General features: G+C 54.7%; 24 protein-coding genes. 16 read left to right on the top strand and 8 right to left on the bottom strand.

The window, feature by feature from the left end:
- Nucleotides 1-34: 34 nt before the first annotated feature.
- Entirely contained in the window at nt 35-502 is a 468-nt protein-coding gene (gene bcp / locus QMZ30_RS04605) for a thioredoxin-dependent thiol peroxidase (RefSeq protein WP_039329769.1), read from the bottom strand.
- Between the two features lie 107 nt (nt 503-609).
- Nucleotides 610-1,209 carry a glycine cleavage system transcriptional repressor gene (locus tag QMZ30_RS04600; protein WP_502921465.1) on the bottom strand — a complete coding sequence of 200 codons (600 nt, stop codon included), beginning with the start codon at nt 1,207-1,209 and terminating at the stop codon, nt 610-612.
- Between the two features lie 110 nt (nt 1,210-1,319).
- Between QMZ30_RS04600 and dapA the strand changes: the two genes are divergently transcribed.
- From dapA to ypfH, 6 genes are all read left to right on the top strand, one after another.
- On the top strand, nt 1,320-2,198 hold the full coding sequence (dapA, locus tag QMZ30_RS04595) for a 4-hydroxy-tetrahydrodipicolinate synthase (RefSeq protein ID WP_283226544.1): 879 nt from the start codon (nt 1,320-1,322) through the stop codon (nt 2,196-2,198).
- A 14-nt stretch (nt 2,199-2,212) separates the two neighbouring features.
- The gene (gene bamC / locus QMZ30_RS04590; protein WP_039329763.1) at nt 2,213-3,244 is read left to right on the top strand and encodes an outer membrane protein assembly factor BamC; all 1,032 of its coding nucleotides are present in this window, start codon (nt 2,213-2,215) and stop codon (nt 3,242-3,244) included.
- 264 nt (nt 3,245-3,508) lie between these two features.
- Nucleotides 3,509-4,222 (top strand): phosphoribosylaminoimidazolesuccinocarboxamide synthase, encoded by a 714-nt coding sequence (gene purC, locus QMZ30_RS04585; protein ID WP_034825771.1) that lies wholly within the window; start codon nt 3,509-3,511, stop codon nt 4,220-4,222.
- A gap of 189 nt (nt 4,223-4,411) precedes the next feature.
- Nucleotides 4,412-5,281 carry a KPN_02809 family neutral zinc metallopeptidase gene (gene ypfJ / locus QMZ30_RS04580; RefSeq protein ID WP_039329762.1) on the top strand — a complete coding sequence of 290 codons (870 nt, stop codon included), beginning with the start codon at nt 4,412-4,414 and terminating at the stop codon, nt 5,279-5,281.
- Nucleotides 5,281-7,248 carry a tRNA(Met) cytidine acetyltransferase TmcA gene (locus QMZ30_RS04575; protein ID WP_283226543.1) on the top strand — a complete coding sequence of 656 codons (1,968 nt, stop codon included), beginning with the start codon at nt 5,281-5,283 and terminating at the stop codon, nt 7,246-7,248. Before ypfJ ends, QMZ30_RS04575 begins: the two co-directional genes overlap by 1 nt.
- A 73-nt stretch (nt 7,249-7,321) precedes the next feature.
- Nucleotides 7,322-8,017, top strand: a complete 696-nt coding sequence (gene ypfH / locus QMZ30_RS04570; RefSeq protein ID WP_283226542.1) for an esterase — start codon at nt 7,322-7,324, stop codon at nt 8,015-8,017.
- 68 nt (nt 8,018-8,085) lie between these two features.
- On the opposite strand, the gene QMZ30_RS04565 is transcribed toward ypfH, so the two are convergent.
- Genes QMZ30_RS04565 through QMZ30_RS04555 form a run of 3 tightly spaced genes read right to left on the bottom strand, consistent with a single transcriptional unit; the run spans nt 8,086 to nt 9,786 of the window.
- Nucleotides 8,086-8,274: a YpfN family protein gene (locus QMZ30_RS04565; protein WP_039329756.1), complete on the bottom strand. Its 189-nt coding sequence runs from the start codon at nt 8,272-8,274 to the stop codon at nt 8,086-8,088.
- Nucleotides 8,275-8,294: 20 nt separating this feature from the next.
- Complete coding sequence (dapE, locus tag QMZ30_RS04560; protein ID WP_039329754.1) at nt 8,295-9,422, bottom strand: succinyl-diaminopimelate desuccinylase; 1,128 nt, start codon at nt 9,420-9,422, stop codon at nt 8,295-8,297.
- A gap of 1 nt (nt 9,423) precedes the next feature.
- A complete protein-coding gene (locus tag QMZ30_RS04555) occupies nt 9,424-9,786 on the bottom strand; it encodes an ArsC family reductase (protein ID WP_283226541.1) in 363 nt (120 codons plus the stop codon).
- 362 nt (nt 9,787-10,148) lie between these two features.
- Here QMZ30_RS04555 and QMZ30_RS04550 point away from each other — a divergent pair, with 362 nt between their 5' ends.
- The 3 genes from QMZ30_RS04550 (at nt 10,149) to ypfM (ending at nt 12,058) form a co-directional block, all read left to right on the top strand.
- Complete coding sequence (locus tag QMZ30_RS04550; RefSeq protein ID WP_283226540.1) at nt 10,149-10,466, top strand: helix-turn-helix domain-containing protein; 318 nt, start codon at nt 10,149-10,151, stop codon at nt 10,464-10,466.
- Nucleotides 10,459-11,724: a type II toxin-antitoxin system HipA family toxin gene (locus QMZ30_RS04545; RefSeq protein ID WP_283226539.1), complete on the top strand. Its 1,266-nt coding sequence runs from the start codon at nt 10,459-10,461 to the stop codon at nt 11,722-11,724. Before QMZ30_RS04550 ends, QMZ30_RS04545 begins: the two co-directional genes overlap by 8 nt.
- Before the next feature lie 271 nt (nt 11,725-11,995).
- Nucleotides 11,996-12,058 (top strand): protein YpfM, encoded by a 63-nt coding sequence (gene ypfM, locus QMZ30_RS25855; RefSeq protein ID WP_139015967.1) that lies wholly within the window; start codon nt 11,996-11,998, stop codon nt 12,056-12,058.
- A 96-nt stretch (nt 12,059-12,154) separates the two neighbouring features.
- Here ypfM and acrD read toward each other — a convergent pair whose 3' ends face one another.
- From acrD to narQ, 3 genes are all read right to left on the bottom strand, one after another.
- Nucleotides 12,155-15,271 (bottom strand): multidrug efflux RND transporter permease AcrD, encoded by a 3,117-nt coding sequence (gene acrD, locus QMZ30_RS04540; RefSeq protein WP_283226538.1) that lies wholly within the window; start codon nt 15,269-15,271, stop codon nt 12,155-12,157.
- Nucleotides 15,272-15,466: 195 nt separating this feature from the next.
- On the bottom strand, nt 15,467-16,099 hold the full coding sequence (locus QMZ30_RS04535) for a response regulator (protein ID WP_283226537.1): 633 nt from the start codon (nt 16,097-16,099) through the stop codon (nt 15,467-15,469).
- Between the two features lie 42 nt (nt 16,100-16,141).
- Nucleotides 16,142-17,830, bottom strand: a complete 1,689-nt coding sequence (narQ, locus tag QMZ30_RS04530) for a nitrate/nitrite two-component system sensor histidine kinase NarQ (RefSeq protein ID WP_283226536.1) — start codon at nt 17,828-17,830, stop codon at nt 16,142-16,144.
- Between the two features lie 243 nt (nt 17,831-18,073).
- On the opposite strand from narQ, the gene QMZ30_RS04525 reads away from it, so the two are divergent.
- The 7 genes from QMZ30_RS04525 to nudK all read left to right on the top strand — a co-directional run bounded on the left by QMZ30_RS04525 (nt 18,074) and on the right by nudK (nt 24,846).
- Entirely contained in the window at nt 18,074-18,346 is a 273-nt protein-coding gene (locus QMZ30_RS04525) for a YdgH/BhsA/McbA-like domain containing protein (protein WP_283226535.1), read from the top strand.
- Between the two features lie 277 nt (nt 18,347-18,623).
- Nucleotides 18,624-20,126, top strand: coding sequence for an L-asparagine permease (gene ansP / locus QMZ30_RS04520; RefSeq protein ID WP_283226534.1), 1,503 nt, complete (start codon nt 18,624-18,626; stop codon nt 20,124-20,126).
- A 162-nt stretch (nt 20,127-20,288) separates the two neighbouring features.
- Nucleotides 20,289-20,594, top strand: a complete 306-nt coding sequence (locus tag QMZ30_RS04515; RefSeq protein WP_283226533.1) for a chaperone NapD — start codon at nt 20,289-20,291, stop codon at nt 20,592-20,594.
- Nucleotides 20,591-23,077 (top strand): nitrate reductase catalytic subunit NapA, encoded by a 2,487-nt coding sequence (gene napA, locus QMZ30_RS04510; protein WP_283226532.1) that lies wholly within the window; start codon nt 20,591-20,593, stop codon nt 23,075-23,077. The genes QMZ30_RS04515 and napA overlap by 4 nt, the downstream gene beginning before the upstream one ends.
- An 11-nt stretch (nt 23,078-23,088) precedes the next feature.
- Nucleotides 23,089-23,520: a nitrate reductase cytochrome c-type subunit gene (gene napB / locus QMZ30_RS04505; protein ID WP_283226531.1), complete on the top strand. Its 432-nt coding sequence runs from the start codon at nt 23,089-23,091 to the stop codon at nt 23,518-23,520.
- 8 nt (nt 23,521-23,528) lie between these two features.
- Nucleotides 23,529-24,113, top strand: coding sequence for a cytochrome c-type protein NapC (gene napC, locus QMZ30_RS04500; RefSeq protein WP_039329734.1), 585 nt, complete (start codon nt 23,529-23,531; stop codon nt 24,111-24,113).
- Between the two features lie 154 nt (nt 24,114-24,267).
- On the top strand, nt 24,268-24,846 hold the full coding sequence (gene nudK, locus QMZ30_RS04495) for a GDP-mannose pyrophosphatase NudK (protein ID WP_039329732.1): 579 nt from the start codon (nt 24,268-24,270) through the stop codon (nt 24,844-24,846).
- The last annotated feature ends 47 nt before the right edge of the window (nt 24,847-24,893 follow it).

Here is a 24,893-nt window from a genome sequence, read left to right as displayed (position 1 = left end):
AAGAAACGGGTGCACAGTGTGCACCCGTTTGCTATCAGGCGGACTTCAAATAATCCAACACGATGTCGTGGTGGTTTGACGTTTTGAAATCGTCGAAGACTTTCTCTACCTTGCCGTTGCCATCAATCAGGAAGCTGATGCGGTGAATGCCGTCATAGGTTTTACCCATAAAGGTTTTTTCACCCCAAACGCCAAACTGCTCACACACTTGATGATCTTCATCGGATAGCAGTGTGAAATTCAGCACTTCTTTCTCAGCAAAGCGTGACAGTTTTTCAGGTTTGTCAGTGCTGATGCCCAGCACTTCCACACCCACGGTTTTCAACTGATCCATGTTGTCGCGCAGACCACAGGCCTGTACGGTGCAACCCGGCGTCATGGCTTTCGGATAGAAGTACACCAGAACGCGCTGTCCCTGGAAGTCGGCCAAATTTACTTGTTCGCCGTCCTGATCGGGCAAGCTAAATTTCGGTGCGGTATCACCGGCTTTCAGTGGATTCATCACAACTCTCCATTTTTTTCATGCTGTGGGTTTTACACCCTCTGGGTTATTTCACTACACGGTATGCCACAACGGCAGAGTGTGTGGAGAAATAACCCGGATTAAGATTATGCGGTGCTACTGGCATCGTCGGTGACACTATAAAGACGAATTGAGCCTTGTGCATGCAGTTCTTCACACAGTTTGTTGAAGGCTTGTTCAAACGGTGCGCTGGCATGGTTATTCGGGCTGTGTGCGGTCATCTGCACATAGAGCGTCGGCGGGATACCTTCCTGGGCGGGCTGGATACGAGAAACCAGTTCAGCGATGTTCATTTGATGTTTGTCGAACAGATCGGTGAAGCGCTCGATGATGTGGGGCGAATCCGGCACTTCTACCTGCACCCAAACGGTAGCGGGCATGGGCGGGGTGACACGCGCGTTGGTTCGCTTCATCACGATCAGCAGTTCCAGCTCGGCGCCTTTCATTGGCAGCGTTGATTCAATCAGGGTAATCGCGTTCCAGCTGCCAGAAAGCAGCATGATAAAGGTGAACTCATCACCGAGCATGGCCAGGCGGCTGTCTTCGATATTACAACCGCAGCTGCTGACGTGGCGGGTGATAGTATTGACGATTCCCGGACGATCGACGCCCAAGGCGGTAATCACCAAATGGTGAGGCTGTGACTGCGACAAAATGACATTTCCTGTACGTTCGCTAATAACCATAAGGTAAACATAAAAAAAACTGCTGACAAGCGCGGGAATGGCTTGGCTCACTTGCTTTTCTTTCGAGGTAAAACGTAACATGAGGCACTTGTTTGTCGAGGGGATAGCCCATGTTCACCGGAAGTATTGTTGCGCTCATTACGCCAATGAATGAAAAAGGCAATGTCTGCCGCGAGAGTTTGAAAAAACTGATTGATTATCATGTTGCCAGCGGCACCGCGGCAATTGTTTCTGTTGGAACCACCGGCGAGTCTGCCACCCTGAGCCATGACGAGCATGGTGATGTGGTCATGCAAACCCTGGAATTGGCAGATGGTCGCATTCCGGTCATCGCGGGCACCGGTGCAAACGCCACTGCGGAAGGTATTTCCCTCACTAAGCGCTTCACAGGCACCGGTGTCGTGGGTTGTCTGACCGTCACGCCTTACTACAATCGCCCTACTCAGGAAGGTCTGTTCCAGCACTTTAAAGCGATTGCGGAAAGCACCGACCTGCCACAGATGCTGTATAACGTCCCTTCGCGTACCGGCTGCGATATGCTGCCTGAAACCGTTGCTCGTCTGGCCGAAATTAAAAATATTATCGGAATCAAAGAGGCCACCGGGAACTTATCGCGTATTTCTCAGATCCAAGAGCTGGTTAATGATGAGTTCGTTATTGTGAGCGGCGATGACGCCACGGCACTGGACTCAATGCAACTGGGCGGCAAAGGCGTCATTTCGGTCACGGCTAATATTGCAGCACGTGAAATGGTTGAACTCTGTGCCTTAGCGCAACAGGGTCAATTTGCTGAAGCGCGTCGCCTGAATCAGCGCCTGATGCATCTGCACCAGACGCTTTTCTGTGAACCGAATCCAATCCCAGTCAAATGGGCAGCGAAACAGCTAGGATTAATCGCAGATGACACGCTGCGCTTGCCAATGACGCCACTGACCGAAGCGGGTCAGGCGAAAACGGCCCAAGCGCTGATTAAAGCGGGTCTGCGATAAATTAGGGAGAATCAATGAGTTATTCAGTTAAGCGCTCGACGCTGGCAACCGTGGTGGGCTTGTCCACCCTGATGCTGCTAACAGCTTGTTCCAGCGATCAGCGTTATAAGCGCCAGGTCAGCGGTGATGAATCTTACCTGCAGGCGCCTGAACTGCATGATTTAAAAGCCCCAGCGGGCATGATTCTGCCGCTGCAGAATGGTGATTATGATGTGCCGCACACCGTCGCGAAGGGTGCTGTAGGTAAAGAGTTGGATATTCGTCCTCCAGCTCAGCCACTGGCATTGCTGAACGGCACGCGTGCTCAGTTCACTGGCAATACTGGCGTGCTGGCGGTAGAGAGTAGCCGTGGTTCCATCTGGTCCCAGGTGGTTAACGTGGTGCAGTCTTACAAGTTCCCGATTGCGCAGCGTGATGATGCGGCGCAGCAGCTGACGACCGATTGGGTACAGTGGAATCGCGCGGATGAAGACAACCAGTATCGCGGACGCTATCAGATCAGCGTACAGAACCAGAGCTATCAGCAGGTGCTGACCGTTCGTCTGCTGGAACTGCAGCAGAATGGCCAGGCGGTGACATCACCAGCGCAGGTTCAGCGCTACACTGCTCAGATGCTGAACGACATCAGTACCGGTCTGGATAAAATCGATACCGCCAGCGCAGATGCCGCTGCGGGCCGCGCGACCGGACAGATTGATGTCCAGAGCGGCGCCGATGATACCGGCCTGCCAATGTTGGTCCTGCGCTCACCGTTTAACGTTACCTGGCAGCGTCTGCCAGCGGCACTGAAACGTATGGGCATGGAAGTGACTGATGACAACCGTTCACAGGGTAGTCTGAAAGTGACATACAAGCAGCCAGGCAGCAGCGCGTTTGATGCGATTGGTGCGAAAGATCCAGAACTGCCAAACGGCGATTACAAATTGCAGGTTGGCGATTTGGATAACCGCAGCAGTCTGCAGTTCATCGATCCTAAGGGCCATGTGCTCACTCAGTCGCAGAATGATGCGCTGGTGGCCGTGTTCCAAGGTGCACTGAACAAATAAATTGCCAAAGGGCCGGAGATTTCCGGCCCTTTTGTTTGGATTTGGCATAGACACAAATACTTCAAGCTACAGATGCGTTGGCTGCTCTCGTTCACCCGAATCACTGACTTGAGTCAGCTCATCGGGACGCTCTCTTTTACCGCCTTCCTGTATCTCGAATTAATTTGTGTATAATAGCGCCCGGCGAAGTAAACGATTGCGTCAGGCAGTCATCGCGCGGTGAAACACCGCTGAACGGGTTCTTTCATGTTTGGAGTTAACAAGATGCAAAAGCGAGCTGAGTTGTATCGCGGTAAAGCGAAAACCGTATACAGCACCGATAATCCGGATCTGCTGGTACTCGAATTCCGCAACGATACGTCAGCAGGAGACGGTGCACGAATCGAGCAGTTTGATCGTAAAGGGATGGTGAACAACAAGTTCAACCATTTCATCATGACCAAATTGCAGGAAGCGGGCATCCCGACCCAGATGGAAGCGCTGCTGTCGGATAACGAAGCGCTGGTGAAAAAGCTGGAGATGGTGCCGGTAGAGTGCGTGGTTCGTAACCGCGCGGCAGGATCGCTGGTGAAACGTCTGGGCGTGGAAGAGGGCATGCTGCTCAATCCACCGCTGTTTGATCTTTTCCTGAAAGATGACGCCAAACACGACCCGATGGTTAACGAATCTTATTGCGAGACATTTGGCTGGGTAAGCAAAGCCAATCTGGCCCGCATGCAGGAACTGACCTTTAAAGCCAATGACGTGCTGAGCAAACTGTTTGATGACGCAGGCTTAATCCTCGTCGATTTCAAACTGGAGTTCGGTTTATTCAACGGCGAAGTGACGCTGGGCGATGAGTTCTCGCCAGACGGCGCACGTCTGTGGGACAAAGAGACCATGGACAAAATGGATAAAGACCGTTTCCGTCAGAGCCTGGGTGGCCTGATTGAAGCGTATGAAGAAGTGGCACATCGTCTGGGTGTGAAGCTGGATTAATGCTCATCGGTGCGCATTAATGCGTACCTTATGAGACCGTACCAGCCTGATGTAGGGTCGTCATTTATGGCGACCTTTTCTTTTTTGTCGCCTCCTTTCTCTCAATCTCGTCACGCTGGCGTCGCAATGCTGGTGATTAGCCATGCTGCAAACTAAAATCATGCAAAACCTCTTAAACAGGAGCAGGCCATGCGCTGGCAAGGTCGTCGTGAGAGCGACAATGTAGAAGATCGCCGCAATGATTCACCCGGATTGGGCGGCGGCGGTGGGCGGCAAATCCGCATCCCGCGTGGCAAGGGCGGTATTATCCTGTTAATTGTGGTGGCTGTGGCCGGTTATTATGGTTATGACCTCACGGCGCTACTGGAAGGAGGCGCACCCGTCTCGCAACAGCAACAACAGCGTCCGGTGAATTCAGCACAGGATAATGAAGATGCCAAATTCACCAAGGTGATGCTGGCCACCACGGAAGATACCTGGAGCACGCTGTTCCAGAAAATGGGCAAACAGTACGTGCCGCCTAAGTTGGTGATGTACCGTAACTACACGTCCACAAATTGCGGTACCGGCCAGTCCGCGATGGGGCCGTTTTACTGCCCGGCAGATCAAACCGTCTACATCGATCTCTCATTCTACGATGACATGAAAACCAAACTCGGAGCCGGCGGTGATTTTGCCCAAGGCTATGTGATCGCGCATGAAGTGGGCCATCACATCCAGAAATTGCTCGGCATTGAGGCCAAAGTCCGTCAGCTGCAGCAGGGAGCCAGCCAGGTACAGGCTAACCAACTGTCGGTGAAAATGGAGCTACAGGCCGACTGTTTTGCTGGCGTGTGGGGCCACTACGTACAGCAGCAAAATATGCTGGAAGTGGGGGATCTGCAGAAAGCGCTCAATGCGGCTGAAGCGATAGGGGATGACCGCCTCCAGCAGAAAAGCCAGGGCCGCGTGGTGCCAGACAGCTTCACACACGGTACATCGCAGCAACGCTATACGTGGTTCAAACGCGGATTTGATAGCGGCAATCCGGGTGATTGCAACACCTTCGCGACCAACTGATGCGGTTGCCTGCGATCACCGACGCCATGCAGCGTGCGGGGATAAGACGTCTGTGTGTGATTGCCGGTGAAGCGGAATGGGCCCTGCAGCAGACGGCTGCCTGGCGCGCCGCATTATCCGGTGACTGGTTAACGCTCAGCGACAGCGAGGATTTCCCGCAGCACGTGTCCCCCGCCGCTTTGCGCACCTTGCTGGGCCGTGAATTCCTGCACGCCATTTTTGATGCGCGTGAAGGTTTCCATGCCGAAGCCTTTGCCGCGCTGGCCGGAACTTTACGGGCAGGCAGTTGGCTCTTGCTGCTCACTCCCCCGTGGCAATCCTGGGCTGCCCAACCTGACGCAGACAGCCTGCGCTGGGCGGATGTGGCAGAGCCGATTGCCACGCCAAATTTTACACGCCACCTTCAGCATCTGATCCTGCAGGACCCGCAGGTGATGGTGCTGAGTCAGCATCAGCCCATCCGCGAGCCCGCGAGCCTGACCTTACCCGACTGGCAGTGCCAGGCCCCGCAGCAGCAGGCGCAAATTCTGCAACAGTTGTTAGCCATGCCGCCGGGTGTTGCCGTCATCACTGCTGCACGCGGACGTGGCAAATCAGCTCTGGCCGGTATGCTGGCACAGCAGCATCAACCCTGTTTAGTGACTGCGCCCGCCAAAGTCTCGACCCAGGTACTGGCCGAATTTGCCGGGGAGCATTTTCACTTTATGGCACCGGATGCGATCCTGGCGGCAGAAGATGTGCCGCAGGCGGCGTGGCTAATTGTGGATGAAGCCGCTGCGATTCCTGCGCCTGTGCTGCATCAGCTGGTGCAGCGTTTTCCACGCGTACTGCTGACCACCACCGTGCAAGGCTATGAAGGCACCGGCCGCGGATTTATGTTGCGCTTTTGCGCCACATTGCCGCAGGTACGCTATTTTCAGCTCGATGAGCCGTTACGTTGGTCCGCGAGTGATCCGCTTGAGCAATGGCTAAGTCAGGCGATGTTATTTGAGGATGCGACAGAGCGCACAGCCGATGGCGAAACGACCATTTTTCCCGCGACGCCGCAAAACGCTATCCGTTCTCTTGAAGAGGGTTATCGTCTGCTGGCGAGCGCCCACTACCGCACCTCTCCCTTGGATCTACGGCGCATGCTTGATGCGCCCGGCATGCAATTCTGGCTGGCCGGGCAATCCGATAGTGTTGTGGCTGCATTATGGCTGGTGGACGAAGGAGGATTAGATCCGCAACTCGCGGAATCTGTATGGGCGGGATTGCGGCGGCCACGTGGCAACCTGGTGGCGCAGTCGATGGCCGCGCATGCCGGTTTTACCGAGGCGGCAACCTTGCGTTCGCAGCGTATCAGCCGCATTGCAGTACAGGCCGCGCAGCGGCAGCGGGGTATCGGTAAAGCACTGGTCGAAGCGGCACAACAGCAGGCGCAGGGATGTGATTTCCTCTCGGTGAGCTTTGGTTATACCGAGACACTGTGGCAGTTCTGGCGCAGCTGTGGCTTTAGCCTGGTACGAATAGGTTCACAGCGGGAAGCCAGTAGCGGCTGCTATGCCGCGATGGCGATACGCGCTTTGACGCCCCAGGGAGAGCAGTTGCAGCATCGGGCCGAACAACGTCTGCTGCGTGACTGGGTATGGCTTCGCGAGATGATAGATCTTCCCCTCACTTTGGACGGTGGCGATCAACGATTAAGTGACGACGATTGGCCGCTGCTGGCGGGATTCGCCTGGGCGCAGCGTCCGTTTGAGGCCAGTTATGCGGCGTTACAGCGTTTAGTGCGTGCTTTTCCGCGATCGCTTTTGCAGGCGATCCTGGTACAAAAACAAGCGCTGACTGCCGTGGCGCAGCAGGCGGGATTGAGTGGGCGTAAAGCCTTAGTGCAGCGCCTGCGTCAGGAGTCGGCTGAGGCGCTGATGCTGCTGGATGCGCAGCGGGCTGAGCAGTGGCAACAGCGGCTCGCCTCATTGCAATAAATCCATTATCTCGTTCAAATTTTCCCAATATCACTTCTGCAGCAGCGGCGTATAGTGATTTGAGGAGGATCTTATGGCACTACGATATGTAATTGTTCAGCAACCCACTCGGGCCGCGCAGCTGTTCCTGCTGTATCACGGCGTGAACGACAATCCTGATTCCATGGCGCAAATCGGTAACTGGTTCGCGCAGGCGTTCCCGGAAGCGTTGGTGGTGGCCGTCGGCGCACCTTATCCTGCCAGCGCGCCGCAGGGGCGCCAGTGGTATCTGGAGATTCCGGCGCATGACCGTTCTGAACAGCAGGGCGTTGACGCGGTGATGCCTACGTTTATCGAGTCGGTTCGTCACTGGCAGCAGGAAAGTGGCGTTCAGCCAGCAGCGACGGCGCTGGTTGGTTTTTCGCAAGGCGGCACCATGGTGCTGGAAGGCATCAAAGCACAGCCTGATTTGGCGGGCAGAGCGATCGTGTTCAGCGGCCGCTATGCCACGCTGCCGGAACGCGCCAGCTCGCGCAATACCCTGCATCTGATCCACGGTGATTACGATGAGCAAATCCCGTTGGCACATGCCGAAGCGGCCATGCAACGGCTGACGGCACTGGGTGGCGATGTAACCTTGGATGTGGTGGACGATTTACCGCATGCGATTGACGAACGCAGCATGCAACTAGCGTTGAATCATCTGCGTTATACCGTCCCACGTCGTTATTTCGACGAGGCGCTCAGCGGAGCCAAGCCCGGCGATGATGATGTGGTGATGATGCTTTAAATGATGTATATCAAACGGTAGCGGCGCGATAAATCGCGCCGCTACGTTACTTAAAGCTTGAACCGTCTTCATTTCTTTTTCGGCCAGTCGTCGTCATCGTCCCATTTATCGTTAAAGTCGCGATGTGGTGGCAGATCCGGTTTATTTTCCATGAATTTTTTATGGTCGATACGTTTTAGGTCTTTATAAACGTTCATTAAGATACCGACCATCAGCAGGATCACTAAGATCCACCAGTACTCTTTTAAGAATTCCATCCCTTGCTCCTTTAGCGTGCTTAGGCGATCAGCTGTTCCATGATGCGCTGATACATACGGCTGAGCATCTGCAAATCTGACGCTTTCACGCACTCATTGATCTTATGAATGGTGGCATTCACCGGGCCCAGTTCCACCACTTGTGCACCCATACGCGCGATAAAGCGACCGTCTGAGGTGCCGCCGGTGGTCAGCAACTGTGGCTTGATTTCATTATAGTGTGCGACAGCGTTTACCACGGCATCGACCAGTTTTCCGCGTGAGGTCAGGAACGGCTGACCGGAAACATTCCACTCCAGCGTGTAACGCAGCTGATGGCGATCGAGCAATTCAGCAACCCGATCTTTGATCATCTGATCGGTGAGCTGGGTGCTGAAACGGAAGTTGAACTGCACGAAAAATTCGCCTGGAATGACGTTGTTGCTGCCGGTGCCGGCCTGGACGTTGGCGATCTGCATGCTGGTCGGTGGGAAGAATTCGTTACCCTGATCCCACTCGGTGGCGACCAGTTCATTCAACGCTGGCATGGCACGGTGTACCGGGTTATCCGCCAGATGCGGATACGCCACGTGGCCCTGAACGCCGTGAATCGTCAGGTTAGCGGTCATCGAACCACGACGGCCATTTTTCACCACGTCACCCACGATTTCAGTACTGGAAGGCTCACCCACCAGACAGTAATCCATGCGTTCGTTGCGTGCCATCAGGCGTTCTACCACCTTCACCGTACCATTGACGGCGCTGGCCTCTTCGTCAGAGGTGATCAGAAACGCCAGGCGTCCTTTATGCTGTGGATTGGCAGCAACAAAACGCTCGGCCGCCACCACCATGGCTGCCAGCGAACCTTTCATATCTGCCGCGCCTCGGCCAAACAGCATGCCGTCACGAATGGACGGTTCGAAAGGCGGGCTCATCCAGCGATTGGCATCGCCCGGTGGCACGACATCGGTATGGCCGGCAAACGCCAGCGTTTCACCCTGACCGCGCGTTGCCCAGAAGTTCAGCGTATCGCCGATATGCATCTGTTCGACCGTAAAGCCAATCGCTTCGAGACGTGCAATCAGCAGTGCCTGACAACCAGCATCATCCGGGCTAAGGGATGGACGACGAATCAGCTGCTGAGCCAGCTCTATTACCGGACAGAACATGTTATGACTTCTCCTGGATAAAGGTCTGATAGTTCTCTTCATTGAAGCCGAGCAGCATAGAGCCGTCTGGCGCACAGAGCAATGGACGTTTAATGATTGACGGCTGTGCCAGCATCAGCGCGGCGGCACTGGCGGCATTATTGACCGCTTGACGCTCTGCTTCTGGCAACTTACGCCAGGTCGTGCCACGGGTGTTCAGCAAGGCTTCATAGCCCAGTTTATCGATAAACGCCTGCAGTTGACTGGCCTCTAAGCCATCCGCGCGATAGTCATGAAAGTGGAACGCTACGCCCTGTTGCTCCAGAAAACGTCGGGCTTTTTTAATGGTGTCGCAGTTTTTAATGCCATACATGGTAAACGTCATTTGTCGGTACTCTCCGGTACGTCAGTGATTCCTGTATTGCCGCTAGAACTTGGGGGCAGGCCTGAGCAGGATTGTAACAATACCGCGTAGCTCCGAGATAGCAGGAAATCTACATTTGAGGCCATTTCCCGCGCAGCTTATCCGTTTGTCATGCTTGCAATTACGTCATCAATTTTTTGAATAATCGGCCATGATATTCATGCCGTCATCAGGCCATATTATGTGATTTAGTAAATTTTAAATCCATTATATTGTGTCTTAAGTGTCTAAAGTCGACTTAAGCTTTACTTAAAGGGAGTTATGTTTTTTTTGGGCTAAACGCTATAATGCTCCCATGTTTCCCCCAAACGACCAGGTCATCCATGTTGAATTTCAGCTTCAGTAAGCCAGATGAGGTTGTGAGCTTGCTCGCTGAGCGGCTACGCAACGAGCGGCTTGTCCAACAGATGACCCAGTCTGAGGTCGCCAGCCGTGCGGGCATCGGTGTTAATACCTTGTCCAATCTTGAAGCGGGAAAAAATGTCGGCATTGAGAACGTGATTCGCGTCGCCATGGTTTTGGGCCGCATTAAGGAAATTGAAGCACTCTTCTTGCCCAAACTTGAGAACATCGACGATATCATGCGTTATGAAAAAGGTGCAGGGCGCCAGCGGATCAGGAAGGGATCACATAATGATTGAGCGGGTTGATGTCTATTACGAAGGCTGGGGAGAACGCTGGTTGTGGGGAACTTTAGTCACCACCAACGCGCTCAATGGCCGCCCGCAAATTGTGTTTGAATACAGCAATGACGCATTGCAAAAACAGTATCAACTGTCAGCTTATACGCTACCGCTTGATGGGCCTCGTCTAAGACGGGGATTTCCAGCCCATCAGCTAGGCTTGCCTGGCCCGGTCTATGACGCTTTACCTGATGGCTGGGGAATGATGTTGATGGACCGTTTATTCCGCAGCCGTGGTTTGAGCACAGCCCGTATCGGTCCGTTGGAAAGGCTTACCTACATTGCCAACAATGCTATGGGGGCAATGTCGTTTGAACCCATGATGGCGGAAGGCAATCAGCCGTCATTAAATATCTCTCTCGATCAACTTGCCATTGAAGTACAGGAAGTCCTCCAGGGAGAGGGGAGGGAGCTGCTTCAACGTTTACTGTTGGTGGGGGGCTCACCGCAGGGTGCCAGGCCTAAAGCACTGGTCTATCGCAACCCGCAAAATAATGAGTTTACTACGGCGGTTGCCCCAGATTTCGACGCGTGGCTGGTCAAGTTTCCTGCGCAAGGTGAGAATGCCGAAGTGTGCGCCATTGAAATGATCTACGCTCACTGCCTGCGCTTATGCGGTATCCAGACGCCTGAGACCCAGTACTTCAGTTTACCTAATGGCCAGGCTGCATTTGCCAGTAAACGTTTCGATCGTCAAAACGGTCAGAGAGTACCGATGCAGAGCCTTGCCGCTTTTACCGGCGCTGACTATGCCTCACCGGGTGCGCTGGACTATGTCAATTTCATGCGCGCCACTCAGTTGTGTACCAACGATGTGAGAGAGAAAGCACTCGCCTTCGAACGCGCAGTGTTTAACGTGGTGTTTAACAACCGTGATGACCATCCAAAGAATTTTTCTTATTTGATGACGCAGCGTGGTCAATGGCAATTAGCACCGGCTTACGATGTTACTTTCTGTGAAGGACCGGGTGGCTATCATCAGATGGATGTGATGGGAGAGGCCCTGACTATCAGCGGCAAAGCTATGCTCCGTCTGGCGCAAGAAGCCGAAGTTCCCGCCGATCGAGCCAGCCGCATCATTGATGAAATTTGCCAAATCGGCAGTGCGTTTTCCTCCCATGCCCGCGAACAATTACCCGGCGCTATCTCAGCGGAAACCCTCACCCTGATTCAGAACCATATTGATAACAACATTCGTCATCTACGCTTGAATTAGCGCACACCTGTACGCCGAAAGCGGTTACAGTTTCCTGGGTGATAATCGAAGCGCGAATCGTAAGCCAGATCAGAATAACCTTAGGTCGAGGCCGTTCCGCTTTGGTGGGCTTTCTTGTTAGAGATGAGGGAGTTGCTGAAATGTGCGTCAGCCAGCAATTTGTGCAAAATGACGGCGATTATCGGTGAAATCTACAGCAGTAAAAGGTGTAAACGTATTCACCTGATGCATAAAGCGGCGTAGAATTGCCCTCACAATAAGAGAGGGTAGTATGATTGACACCGAAATGGGGAACTGGAAAGAATTCATCGAAGCGATGTTACGTAACAAGTAATACGCGAAGAGAAAAGCAGGGCACTCCCAACTTGCTGTAATTCTGGCCAAACTAAACGGGGCAGCGACGATTCGCTGCCCCGTTTTCATTTATGCCTTAATCGTGCGGCTTCTCTTTCAGCGGGAAGCGACGGCGCACCAGTACAAAGAACAGTGGCACAAAGAAGATTGCCAGCACCGTGGCGGAGATCATCCCGCCCATCACGCCGGTACCGACCGCATGCTGGCTGCCGGAGCCTGCGCCACTGCTGATGGCCATCGGCAGTACGCCAAAGATAAACGCCAGGGACGTCATCAAAATCGGGCGCAGACGCTGGCGAGAGGCCTCCAACGTTGATTCAAGCAGCTCACGCCCTTTGCTGTTAATTTCATTGGCAAACTCCACAATCAAAATGGCGTTTTTTGCCGACAAGCCAATCACTGTTAACAAGCCGACCTGGAAGTAAACATCATTTTCCAGCCCGCGCATCCAGGTGGCAACCAACGCACCGACCACACCCAGTGGCACCACCAGCATCACCGAGAACGGAATAGACCAGCTCTCATACAGTGCGGCCAGACACAGGAACACCACCAGCAGCGAAATCGCATACAGCGCCGGGGCCTGAGAACCAGAGAGACGTTCCTGATAAGAGGCACCGGTCCATTGGAAGCCCACGCCGAGTGGCAATTGGCCTACCAACTTCTCCATCACATCCATCGCCGTTCCGCTACTCACGCCGTTAGCCGCTTCACCGACGATTTCCAGTGAGGAGTAACCATTGTAACGCTCCAGGCGCGGTGAACCGGTCTCCCAACGGCTGGTGGCAAAGGCAGAGAAGGGCACCATGGTGCCGCTGCTGTTACGCACATACCATTTATTGACGTCCTCTGGCAGCATGCGGAATTCCGCTGCGGCCTGCACATAGACCTTCTTCACGCGGCCACGATCGAGGAAGTCATTGACGTAGGTCGATCCCCAGGCGGTGGTCAGCGTATCGTTAATAGTGTCGAGTGATACGCCAAGCGCCTGCGCTTTACGCTGATCGACATCGATCTGCAGCTGCGGGCTGTCATCCAGACCGTTATGGCGCACGCGTGAAAGAGAAGGATTACTGTCCGCCAGTTCCAGCAATTTATCGCGCATCGCCATCAATTGGGTATGCCCAATACCGGCATGATCCTGTAGCTCCATATCGAAACCTGACGAACTGCCCATGCCGGTAATCGCCGGTGGACTGCTGGCGATCACCCGTCCTTCTTTGATCTTGTGGAAGGCTTTAGTGGCGCGATCGATAATGGCGAAAGAAGTACGATCGCTGCCTGGGCGCTCCTCCCAATCTTTCAGGCGCACAAACAGTCGTGCCACGTTCTGACCGTTACCGCCAGGACCGGCACCAATGGTCGAGAACACCGACAGCACGTTATCTTTCTCGGCGGTCATGTAGTAGTTTTCGACTTTCGCCACCACGTTGGAGGTCTGCTGTAAGGTGGCCCCCGCAGGTAACTGCACTTGCGTCAGGAACACACCACGGTCTTCCAGCGGCAGGAACGAGGTCGGCAGGCGAATAAACAGAAATGCCATCACGCCGATGATGCCGAGATAGAGCACCAGCCAGCGTCCCCCCTTCATCAAAATGCGCGCAACACCCCGCTCATAGCGCTCGGCACTGGCGTTGAAGTGACGGTTGAACCAGCCAAAGAAACCTCGGCGGCCATGGTGCTGCCCCTGTTCCAACGGCTTGAGCAGCGTTGAGCAGAGCGCTGGCGTCAGAATCATCGCCACCAGCACCGACAGCACCATCGCCGAAACGATAGTGATGGAGAACTGGCGGTAGATCGCCCCCACCGTGCCGCCAAAGAAGGCCATCGGTACAAATACCGCTGACAGCACCAGCGCAATCCCCACCAGCGCGCCCTGTATTTGCCCCATCGATTTCCGCGTCGCGGCGCGCGGGGATAAGCCTTCCTCGCTCATAATGCGCTCGACGTTCTCCACCACCACGATGGCGTCATCCACCAATAGCCCGATGGCGAGCACCATCGCGAACATGGTGAGGGTGTTAATACTGAACCCACAGGCGTAGAGCACGGCAAAGGTGCCGAGCAGCACCACCGGCACGGCAATGGTGGGAATCAGCGTGGCGCGGAAGTTTTGCAGGAACAGATACATCACGAGGAACACCAGCAGAATAGCTTCCAGCAAGGTCTTCACTACGTCTTTGATCGAAGCTTTAACAAACGGCGTGGTTTCAAACGCCACTTTCGCTTCCAGCCCATGCGGGAAGTAGTGCGACAGCTCTTCCACCCGCGCACGCACCAGCTTATCGGTGTTCATTTCGTTGGCACCGGATGCCAGCTTGATGCCCAGACCGGATGCCGCTTGCCCATTATAGCGGCTGAGGAAGTCGTATTTTTCGGCACCCATGGCGATATCCGCCACATCACCGAGCGTCACCACCGACCCGTCAGTGTTGGTTTTCAGCGTAATGGCACGGAACTGCTCAGGTGTCTGCAACATCGACTGTGCATTCACCGTGGCATTCAGTGCCTGCTTATCCACTGACGGTAAACCACCGACCTGGCCAACGGCCACTTGGGTGTTTTGTGCTTCAATGGCAGTGACCACATCATCGGTGGTGAGTGCGTAAGCAATCAGTTTGTTTGGATCGAGCCAGATACGCATCGCATATTGCGAACCGTAGGCGTCAACCTGGCCGACACCATCAATGCGGCTGAGCGGATCCTGAATGTTACTGGCGACATAATCTGCAATATCCTGTTTGTCCATACTTCCGTCGGTAGAGACAAACGCAATCATCAGGATATTGCTGTCACCGGTTTTATTCACCGTGACACCTTGCGATTGTACGGCGGCAGGCAGTTTGCGCAGAGCGGTCTGTAATTGGTTCTGAACTTGCTGACGGGCTTCATCGGGATTAGTGCCAGCGGTAAAGGTGAGGGTGATTTGCGCCTGACCGGTATTACTGCTGTTTGAGGACATATACATCATGTTATCGATGCCGGTCATGTTCTGCTCGATAACCTGGGTGACGGTGTTCTCCAGCGTTTCCGCTGACGCACCGGGGTAGTTCGCCGTGATACGCACGTTAGGTGGGGCAAGGTCGGGATACTGCTCAATGGGCAATGATATGATCGCTAATGTGCCGCACAGGCATAACAAAATAGCCAGAACCCAGGCAAAAATGGGGCGGTCGATAAAAAAATTCGACATGGAACCGACACTCCTCAGCTGCGTATTTTTACTTTTATTATGTAAAGCGTGAAGCTCGAATGGCTTCACGCCGGCGGAGTGCAAGGTGCTATCCCCAAAAACTCCTGCTGCTGCTTACTGTACGCGGCGCAAATTAGAGAATCGTGGATAAATTATGGAGAAAGTGTAAATGTCGTGCTGGATTTCTGTGCGCTGCTACACATTGCGGCGCTCCAGCCAGAGCACGGTGGCAGCCACGCGTGAGCGTACATCCAGTTTGCGCAGCAGATTGCGGATGTGCACTTTTACTGTTTCTTCCGAAATATGCAAGGTGGCGGCAATCTCCTTATTAGATAAGCCACGCGCCACTTCTTGCAGCACATCCATTTCACGCTCGGTGAGCTGTTTAAACGGATCGGCACTGTGCTGACGCGTGGCCAGATACTCTGCCACCACGTCACTAAACACATTCTCACCTTGAGCGCCACGCATCACTTGCGCCAGCAGTAGTTCCGGTTCGCTGTCCTTGAGCAAATAGCCGTCTGCCCCGGCATCGACCATGGCATAAATATCATTTCGCGCATCAGAGACGGTCAGCACCAAAATGCGCGCCGCAATCCCCTCATGGCGCAGTGCTTTGAGCGTATCCAGACCCGACATGCCTTTCATATTCAGGTCGAGCAGAATGACATCCGGTGACTGGCGGCGCGCTTCGGCCAGCGCTTCGGTGCCATTATTGGCTTCAGCCACCACTTCCAGGCGCGGTTCCAGTGCCAGTAGCTGGCGAATGCCGCGGCGCATCAGTGGATGATCGTCCACGATCATGATTGTCAGGGAAGGGGATGCCATAAGTTCTCCAGTCAAAGTCCGTTTCATATTCAGTGTATCGCGTTAAACCAGCCGGTGGGTGGGGTGCGGCGGAAAACGCAGCGTGACGCGCGTGCCTTGCGCTTGCGGCGTAATCCTCAGCGTGCCGGAAAGTCGTGCTGCGCGCTCGGTCATAATCGTCAGACCATAGTGGCCTGGGGGTTCTTCCAGACTGCGAATGCCGCAGCCGTCATCGTCGATGGTCAGCAGATGATCGGCATCTGCATCACGCTGATAGTGAATCTGGATATGTTTCGCCTGTGCATGGCGAATGGCATTCAGCAACGCCTCGCGCGCAATCTGCAATACGTGCACCTGTTGCTGGGCATCCAGGGTTTGCAGGCCCGGTTGATAATCAAATTCGATAATAGCGGAGGACTGTTCCTGTAGCGGGGCGATCATCGCTTGCATGGCCTGCACCAGGTCCGCCTGCTCAATGGTCAGTCGGAAGGTGGTCAGCAGCTCGCGCAGTTGCTGATAAGCTTCGGACAGCGCGCGGTCAAAGTCAGCGATGATCGTCTGGGCTTGCGGCTGCCTGTCATCAACATGGCGACGCAAGAGGGTCAGTTGGATGCGCAGGAAAGAGAGCGACTGCGCCAGCGAATCATGCAGTTCGCGCGCGATGGTCGATCGCTCTTCTATTAATAGCATCTGCTGGACCTGTTTTTGCGTTTGCCAGATCCACAAAGAGCGCGCCAGCATATTTGCCAGACTCTGCAATAATTCATCCGCGGGCGGCGCGCGGCGCGTTTGCCAGCTTAGCTCGCCAATCAACTGATCTTCCTGCTGTAACGGCAGGCGCTGCCACTCCAAATCGTCTTCCGCCACGCCCGCCTGAAAATCTATTCCATCGTGGTGGATTTTCAATACGGTGAGCGCTTCCCGCCGCTGAACCAGACGCAGCAAGCCCTGGAACAACTCGGGGTTGAGCGGGCTGCTGGTGAGCACCTGTGAACTGTCATACAACAGCCGCAACGTTCGGTTGGCTTGGGTCAGATCTTCCGTCTTATTCCGTACCGCCAGTTCCAACAGGCGATAGTGTGAATGCAGCCGTTCAGCCATGGTGGTAAATGCCTGCGCCAGCACACCGAGTTCGCTGGGTTGGGAAATCGGCAGCGGGGGAAAGCTGAAGTTCGCCTGCTCCACATACTGGCTGGCGGTGACCAGCGAATTGAGCGGGCGCACCACGTTGCGGCGAATAAAGCGGATGGTCCAGAGCGCCAGCGCCACAATGGCAAGAAAGCCAAACAGGCTGCAGCCCGCCACCAAATGCATTTTCAGCTCAGCATAATGTTGCACGGCCAACACAAAGCGGTCGATCTCACTCACGTAGCTGGCGACCTGCTGCTGATAAACCTGAGCACGCTCGGGTTGCAGCGTCTGTTGCAGCATCGGCCAACTGTCACGCAGGTAGCGATAGCGGTTTGTGACCTCTGTTGGCACCCAAGGGCGTTCCAGATGCTGCAAGGCAGGCGAATGCAGGGTCCGCTGATAGATCTGCATATGCTGCGCTAACTGCTGCGGATCACGTGAGCTATCCCATGCGAGGCGATAAATCTGCATGCGCAATGAACCCGCGACATTTACCGCTTCGGCATCACGCAGGCTGCTGGAGAGTGTGACCAGCGCCAACCCGGTGGTCAGAAATGACAGCAGCACAATAGCGCTGAGTGCCCGCGCCATGGTGCGAGTAACAGGACGTTTTACAATCACGACAATAACCCTTTTAAGAGAGTGGGATTATAAGGCAGCCGTTGCCGTGCTGCGAGTCTGATATCGTCACATCAGGTTACTTTTAACAGAGAAATCCACTTCTCTTTACCTTTCCCTGGATAGCACGCACTTAACTGGCGAATTATTGAACGCCTTTACGACCCGCTAATCCTGATTTTCATTTCATCGCTGATAATTTGCAGCGTAATCACTTTTATTAACGGACGACAACAGGAGCAAATCATGAAGACACCCCTTGCCATTCTGACTGCTGCACTGCTTGCCACCGCAAGTTTCACCGCGTTTGCGGCGCAACCCCTCAGTGCTGAGCAGGCGCAAAACCTGCAAAGCGCGGGCACCGTTTCAATTAGCGGTGTAACGGGTTCGTTCGATGACGCAACGCGCCAGCTATCGCAAAAAGCTGAAGAGTCGGGTGCCAGCCACTATCGAGTGATTGGCGTACAAACACCCGGCGATTCCAGCCTGTGGAGCGGCACCGCAGAGATTTACCGTTAGTCCCCCTCGCAATACCTCCCTGTAGCCACCCCTTTACCGGCCATCCCCCTGGCCGGTTTTTTGTGCACCACGACCAATTCTTACAAATCAACTCGTGCAGGCAAACGGTATTTTTTGCTTCGTTCATGCAGAACGGGTAGGATTCATCGCCGTAATTTCCCGCCTTGCCGCGCGACACCGTTCCGCCGCACCGGTAGGGGGTTTTACCCCATTTCGCACCGCCATACGCAAACGTTTGGTTGCGCGGTGATTGATGGTCAGGACAAACAGGAAAGCTATGAAATCAACTAAAAAAACCGCAGCCGAACAACGCGCTGCGAAAAGACGCTGGCTCAATTCCCACGACACCGGTTACCACAAAGCAATGGGTAACCGTCAGGTACAAATGATCGCCATCGGCGGTGCTATCGGTACCGGCTTGTTCCTCGGTGCAGGCGCTCGCTTGCAGATGGCCGGTCCTGCTTTAGCACTGGTTTATCTGGTGTGCGGTATCTTCTCCTTCTTCATTCTGCGTGCGTTGGGCGAACTGGTATTACACCGCCCATCAAGCGGCAGCTTTGTTTCTTATGCACGTGAATTCCTTGGGGAAAAAGCGTCATACGTGGCGGGCTGGATGTACTTCGTTAACTGGGCGATGACCGGTATCGTGGATATCACGGCCGTTGCGCTCTACATGCACTATTGGGGCGCGTTTGGCGATGTGCCGCAATGGGTATTTGCCCTCGGTGCGTTAGCGATTGTCGGTACCATGAACATGATCGGCGTGAAGTGGTTCGCCGAAATGGAGTTCTGGTTTGCCTTGGTCAAAGTCTTAGCGATCGTGGTGTTCCTGATCGTCGGCGTAGTGTTCCTCGGCAGCGGTAAACCGCTAGATGGCAACACGACCGGCTTCCACCTGATAACCGATAACGGCGGCTTCTTCCCGCACGGTTTGCTGCCAGCGCTGGTCTTGGTGCAAGGGGTGGTGTTTGCCTTCGCGTCTATCGAGTTAGTCGGGACAGCTGCGGGAGAGTGTAAAGACCCGAAAACCATGCTGCCAAAAGCTATCAACAGCGTGATCTGGCGTATCGGCCTGTTCTACGTGGGTTCAGTGGTGCTGCTGGTGCTGCTGCTGCCGTGGAATGCTTATCAGGCGGGCCAGAGTCCGTTTGTGACCTTCTTCTCGAAGTTGGGCGTGCCTTACATCGGTAGCGTGATGAATATCGTGGTACTGAGTGCCGCGCTGTCGAGCCTCAACTCGGGTCTCTACTCCACCGGTCGTATTCTGCGTTCTATGTCGATGGGCGGTTCTGCACCACAGTTCATGTCTAAGATGAGCAAACAGCAGGTGCCGTTTGCCGGCATTCTGGTCACTATCGCTGTCTACGTGATTGGTGTGGTGCTCAACTACTATGTGCCTTCGCAGGTGTTTGAAATCGTACTGAACGTGGCATCGCTGGGTATCATCTCCTCTTGGGGCTTCATCGTGGTGTGCCAGATGCGTCTGCGCAAAGCGATTAAAGAGGGCAAAGCGGAAGATGTCAGCTTCAAACTGCCGTGGGCACCGGTGACCTCATGGTTAACGCTGCTGTTCCTGGTGAGCGTGCTGGTGTTAATGGCGTTTGACTACCCGAACGGCACTTACACCATTGCTTCGATCCCACTGATTGCGGTGGTACTGGTGCTGGGTTGGTTTGGTGTGCGCAAACGCGTGCATGCTGAAGCCATGAAAGAGCATGACCATCACCATGACGATCAGGATGATGCGGCCCCGACGCTGGCGGAAGACCGCTCGCGTTAATCGCAGTCATTCTCATCTGCGGGGGCCCTTTGGCCCCCGTTTTTGTTCCATCACGCCTTCACTTGATCCCACCCCGGTATTTACACCTTTCGGGTGATATAGCCCTTACTTACCTCAGGTTATTTTACGCGCCATCTCTCATGGACTCATTGAGGTGAGCGCATGGCGCTATCGTCCCCTGAGCACGCATTTTCCTCTGCTAGCAGCTGGCACGTCTGTGGCCTGGTCATCCAGGCGCAGCCCCACGCTATTGCAGCAGTCAAACTCGCCTTATTGGCCCTTCCGGATAGCGAGATTGCTGCCGAAGACAACGCCCGTGGCACCTTAGCGGTCACGCTCGGTGCCGCCGATAGCCGCGCGTTGCTTAGCCATATCGAATCCACTCGTAATATTCCCCAGGTACTGGCCGTGTCACTGGTTTATCACCAGCAGGACGAAGCGGAACATCGTTACAAGGAAGAAGCATGAAACTCAGTCGTCGTGAATTTATGAAAGCTAACGCTGCCGCCGCAGCGGCCATGGCGGCCGGACTCACTATTCCCAGCGTGACGAAAGCCGTTACCGCATTAGCCGCGCCGATTCGTTGGGAAAAAGCCCCTTGTCGTTTCTGCGGCACCGGTTGTGGTGTGCTGGTGGGGACGCAGGATGGCCGTGTCGTTGCCTCGCAGGGTGATCCCCAGGCGGAAGTGAACCGGGGTTTGAACTGCATTAAAGGCTACTTCCTGCCGAAGATCATGTACGGAAAAGATCGTCTGACACAGCCGCTGCTGCGTATGACCGACGGTAAATATGATAAGGAAGGCGAGTTCACGCCGGTAAGCTGGGACCAGGCGTTCGACGTGATGGAGCAGAAGTTTAAAGCCGCGCTGAAAGCCAATGGACCGGAGTCGGTCGGCATGTTCGGTTCCGGCCAGTGGACGGTGTGGGAAGGTTATGCGGCGTCAAAGCTGATGAAAGCAGGATTCCGCACCAATAACCTCGATCCTAACGCGCGCCACTGCATGGCCTCAGCGGTGGTGGGCTTTATGCGCACCTTCGGCATGGATGAACCCATGGGCTGCTACGATGATATCGAAGTGGCGGATGCGTTTGTGCTGTGGGGCTCCAACATGGCCGAGATGCACCCGATTCTCTGGTCACGCCTGACCGCCCGCCGTCTCAGCAACGATAATGTCAAAGTGGCGGTGCTCTCGACTTATCGTCATCGCAGCTTTGAGCTGGCGGATAACGGCATGGTGTTCACGCCGCAAAGCGATCTGGCAATCCTTAACTTTATCGCCAACTACATCATTCAGAACAACAAGGTCGATAGAGCCTTCCTGCAAAACCACGTGACGCTGCGCAGGGGCGTGACGGATATCGGCTATGGTCTGCGTCCCAGCGATCCGCGTCAGGCAGCGGCAAAAAATCCCGACAGTGGTGAGTCGACGCCGATTAGCTTTGATGAGTACGCGAAGTTCGTTTCCGAGTACACAGTAGAAAAAGCCAGCGAAATGAGCGGCGTGGAACAAGATCAGCTGATTGCGCTGGCTGAGCTCTATGCCGATCCCAATATCAACGTGGTCTCTTACTGGACCATGGGCTTCAACCAGCACACCCGCGGTGTGTGGGCAAACAACCTCTGCTACAACATCCACCTGCTGACCGGCAAAATTTCGCGTCCCGGCACCGGACCATTTTCGCTTACCGGGCAACCCTCTGCCTGCGGCACGGCGCGCGAAGTTGGCACGTTCTCGCACCGCCTGCCAGCCGATATGGTGGTGAATAATGATAAACATCGAGCAACGGCTGAAAAACTGTGGAAGCTGCCGCAAGGCACGATTCCCGCCAAAATCGGTTTGCACGCGGTGGCGCAAGATCGTGCCCTCAAGGATGGCAAGCTGAATGCATACTGGGTGATGTGTAACAACAACATGCAGGCCGGTCCCAACCTGACCCAGGAGCGCATGCCGGGCTGGCGTGATGCGCGCAATTTTGTCGTCGTCTCCGACCCTTATCCCACCGTGAGTGCATTATGCGCAGACTTGATTCTGCCGACGGCGATGTGGGTGGAAAAAGAGGGAGCTTACGGCAATGCCGAGCGCCGTACTCAGTTCTGGCATCAGCAGGTGAAAGCGCCGGGTGAGGCGAAATCTGACCTTTGGCAGATGGTGAACTTTGCTAAGCGCTTCCGCGTCACTGAGGTGTGGCCCGAAGCGCTGATCGCGCAGCACCCTGAATTGCGCGATAAAACGCTGTTCGATGTGCTCTACGCCAACGGCCAGGTGAACCAGTTCCCGCTCAGTGAAGTGGCCGATGACCAACTAAACGATGAAGCGCGCGAATTCGGTTTTTACATTCAGAAAGGGCTGTTTGAAGAGTACGCCAGCTTTGGGCGTGGCCACGGTCACGATCTGGCACCGTTCGATATGTACCACGAAGCGCGCGGATTACGTTGGCCGGTGGTCAACGGGAAAGAGACGCGCTGGCGCTACCGCGAAGGTTTCGACAGCTACGTCAAAGCGGGTGAAGGCGTACGTTTCTACGGCAAGCCCGATGGCAAAGCCACGATCTTCGCACTGCCTTATGAACCGCCTGCCGAAGCACCGGATGCAGAGTACGACATGTGGTTCTGCACTGGTCGTGTGCTGGAACACTGGCACACCGGCACCATGACGCGCCGCGTCCCCGAACTGCATCGTGCTGTGCCGCAGGCGCTGCTTTATATCCATCCTCTTGATGCCAAAGGACGTGGTTTCCGCCGCGGTGAAAAGGTGCGCGTGGTGTCACGACGAGGCGAAACCGTGGCCACTGTTGAAACGCGCGGGCGCAATCAGCCGCCACAAGGGCTGGTATTTATGCCGTTCTTCGATGCGGGCGTGCTGGCCAATAACGTCACGTTAGATGCCACCGATCCGCTGTCGAAGCAGACCGATTATAAGAAGTGCGCCGTCAAGCTGGTTAAAATTTAAGGCAGGATGCAATGAAACTCTCTTACACACTCATCACTTTAGCCGCCTTGCTGGTGGGCGGCGCAGTCTGGGCTGAAAAAGGTGTCGATCTCAATCAGTCGCCGGAAGTGACCGCCACACAGCAGGGCACCATTCATCAGCCCAAAGAGCAGAGTCGCAAGCCGCTTAACTACGTGAATCAGCCGCCGGTGATCCCGCATAGCGTAGACGGCTATCAGGTGACGAAAAACGTCAACCGCTGCCTGCAGTGCCACGGCACGCAAAGCTATCTCACCACTGGCGCGCCGCGCGTCAGCCCTACGCACTTTACCGATCGCGATGGCCTGGTGAGCAGCACCGTATCACCGCGGCGTTACTTCTGTTTGCAGTGCCACGTGCCGCAAACCGATGCCAAACCGGTGGTGGAAAACACCTTTACACCGGCCAGTGGTTTTGGGCAATGAGGTTGAACATGAAAGAGAGATTACTGCGCATCTGGCGCTGGTGGCGTCGTCCCAGCCGTCTGGCGCTGGGCACACTGCTGATTTTGGGCTTTGCCGGCGGCATCATTTTCTGGGGTGGATTTAACACCGCGATGGAGATGACCAACCGCGAGCAGTTCTGTATTGGCTGCCATGAAATGCGCAATAACGTGTATCAGGAGTATATGCAGACGGTGCATTACAACAACCGCAGCGGCGTGCGTGCCACCTGCCCGGATTGCCATGTGCCACACGAGTGGGGCCCGAAAATGCTGCGCAAATTGCAGGCCAGCAAAGAGGTCTACGCGAAGATTTTTGGTCTGATCGATACGCCGCAAAAGTTTGAAGAGACGCGCATCGAACTTGCCCAGAACGAATGGCGTAGGATGAAGAACAACAATTCGCAGGAGTGTCGCAACTGCCACAATTTCGATTATATGGATTTCACCGCACAGAAAACCGTGGCGGCCAAAATGCACAGCAAAGCGGTGCAGGATGGGCAAACCTGTATCGATTGTCACAAAGGTATCGCGCATCATTTGCCGGATATGAAAGAGCAGCCGAACGGATTTTGATGTTAAATCCTGGTCGCCATTTATGGCGACCAGCCCATCACCGCACGAGATTGATAACGCAATTTATTGCGCAACAACCGCACAAATTCAGATAGTTTTCCCCAGCGCTTGCGCCTATTATCTCTGGCTCCCTCAGATAAGCAGTGGAGCGGCCATGTCGTTAAAGATCAACATCATCAAAGACAAGTTGCTGTCAGATAATTACTTTATCCTGCGCAACTTCACCTACGAACTGACGCGCAGCAACGGCGAAGTGGTGCGTCATAAGCGCGAAGTCTATGACCGTGGCAACGGCGCGACCATCCTGCTCTACAACCGCGATAAAAACACCGTGCTGCTGATTCGTCAGTTCCGCATTGCCACCTATGTCAATGGCAATCCCACAGGTGAGCTGATTGAAAGTTGCGCCGGGCTGCTAGACGATGACACGCCAGAAGATTGCATCCGTAAAGAGGCGATTGAAGAGACGGGTTATGAAATTGGTAAAGTGGAAAAGCTGTTTGAAGCCTATATGTCGCCAGGCGGCGTGACGGAGATTGTCCACTTCTTTGCGGCCGAATACAGTGATGCGATGCGCACCCACGAGGGCGGTGGCGTTGAGGATGAAGAGATCACCGTACTGGAATTGCCGTTCCCACAGGCGCTGGCGATGGTGAAAGAGGGCCGTATCCAGGACGGTAAAGCGATCATGCTGTTGCAGCATGCGCAAATTGCGGGTTGGTTAAAAGCGTAAATAAAGCGCCGCCTGTAAGGTGCTGCCAGTAGGGTGCGGCCTTTGGG

Origin of the sequence: Pantoea sp. EA-12 (assembly GCF_030053355.1) — a bacterium.
GTDB lineage: Bacteria > Pseudomonadota > Gammaproteobacteria > Enterobacterales > Enterobacteriaceae > Pantoea > Pantoea vagans_C.
Note: the sequence above shows the minus strand (reverse complement) of the source record. Positions and strands in the feature narration are given on the sequence as shown.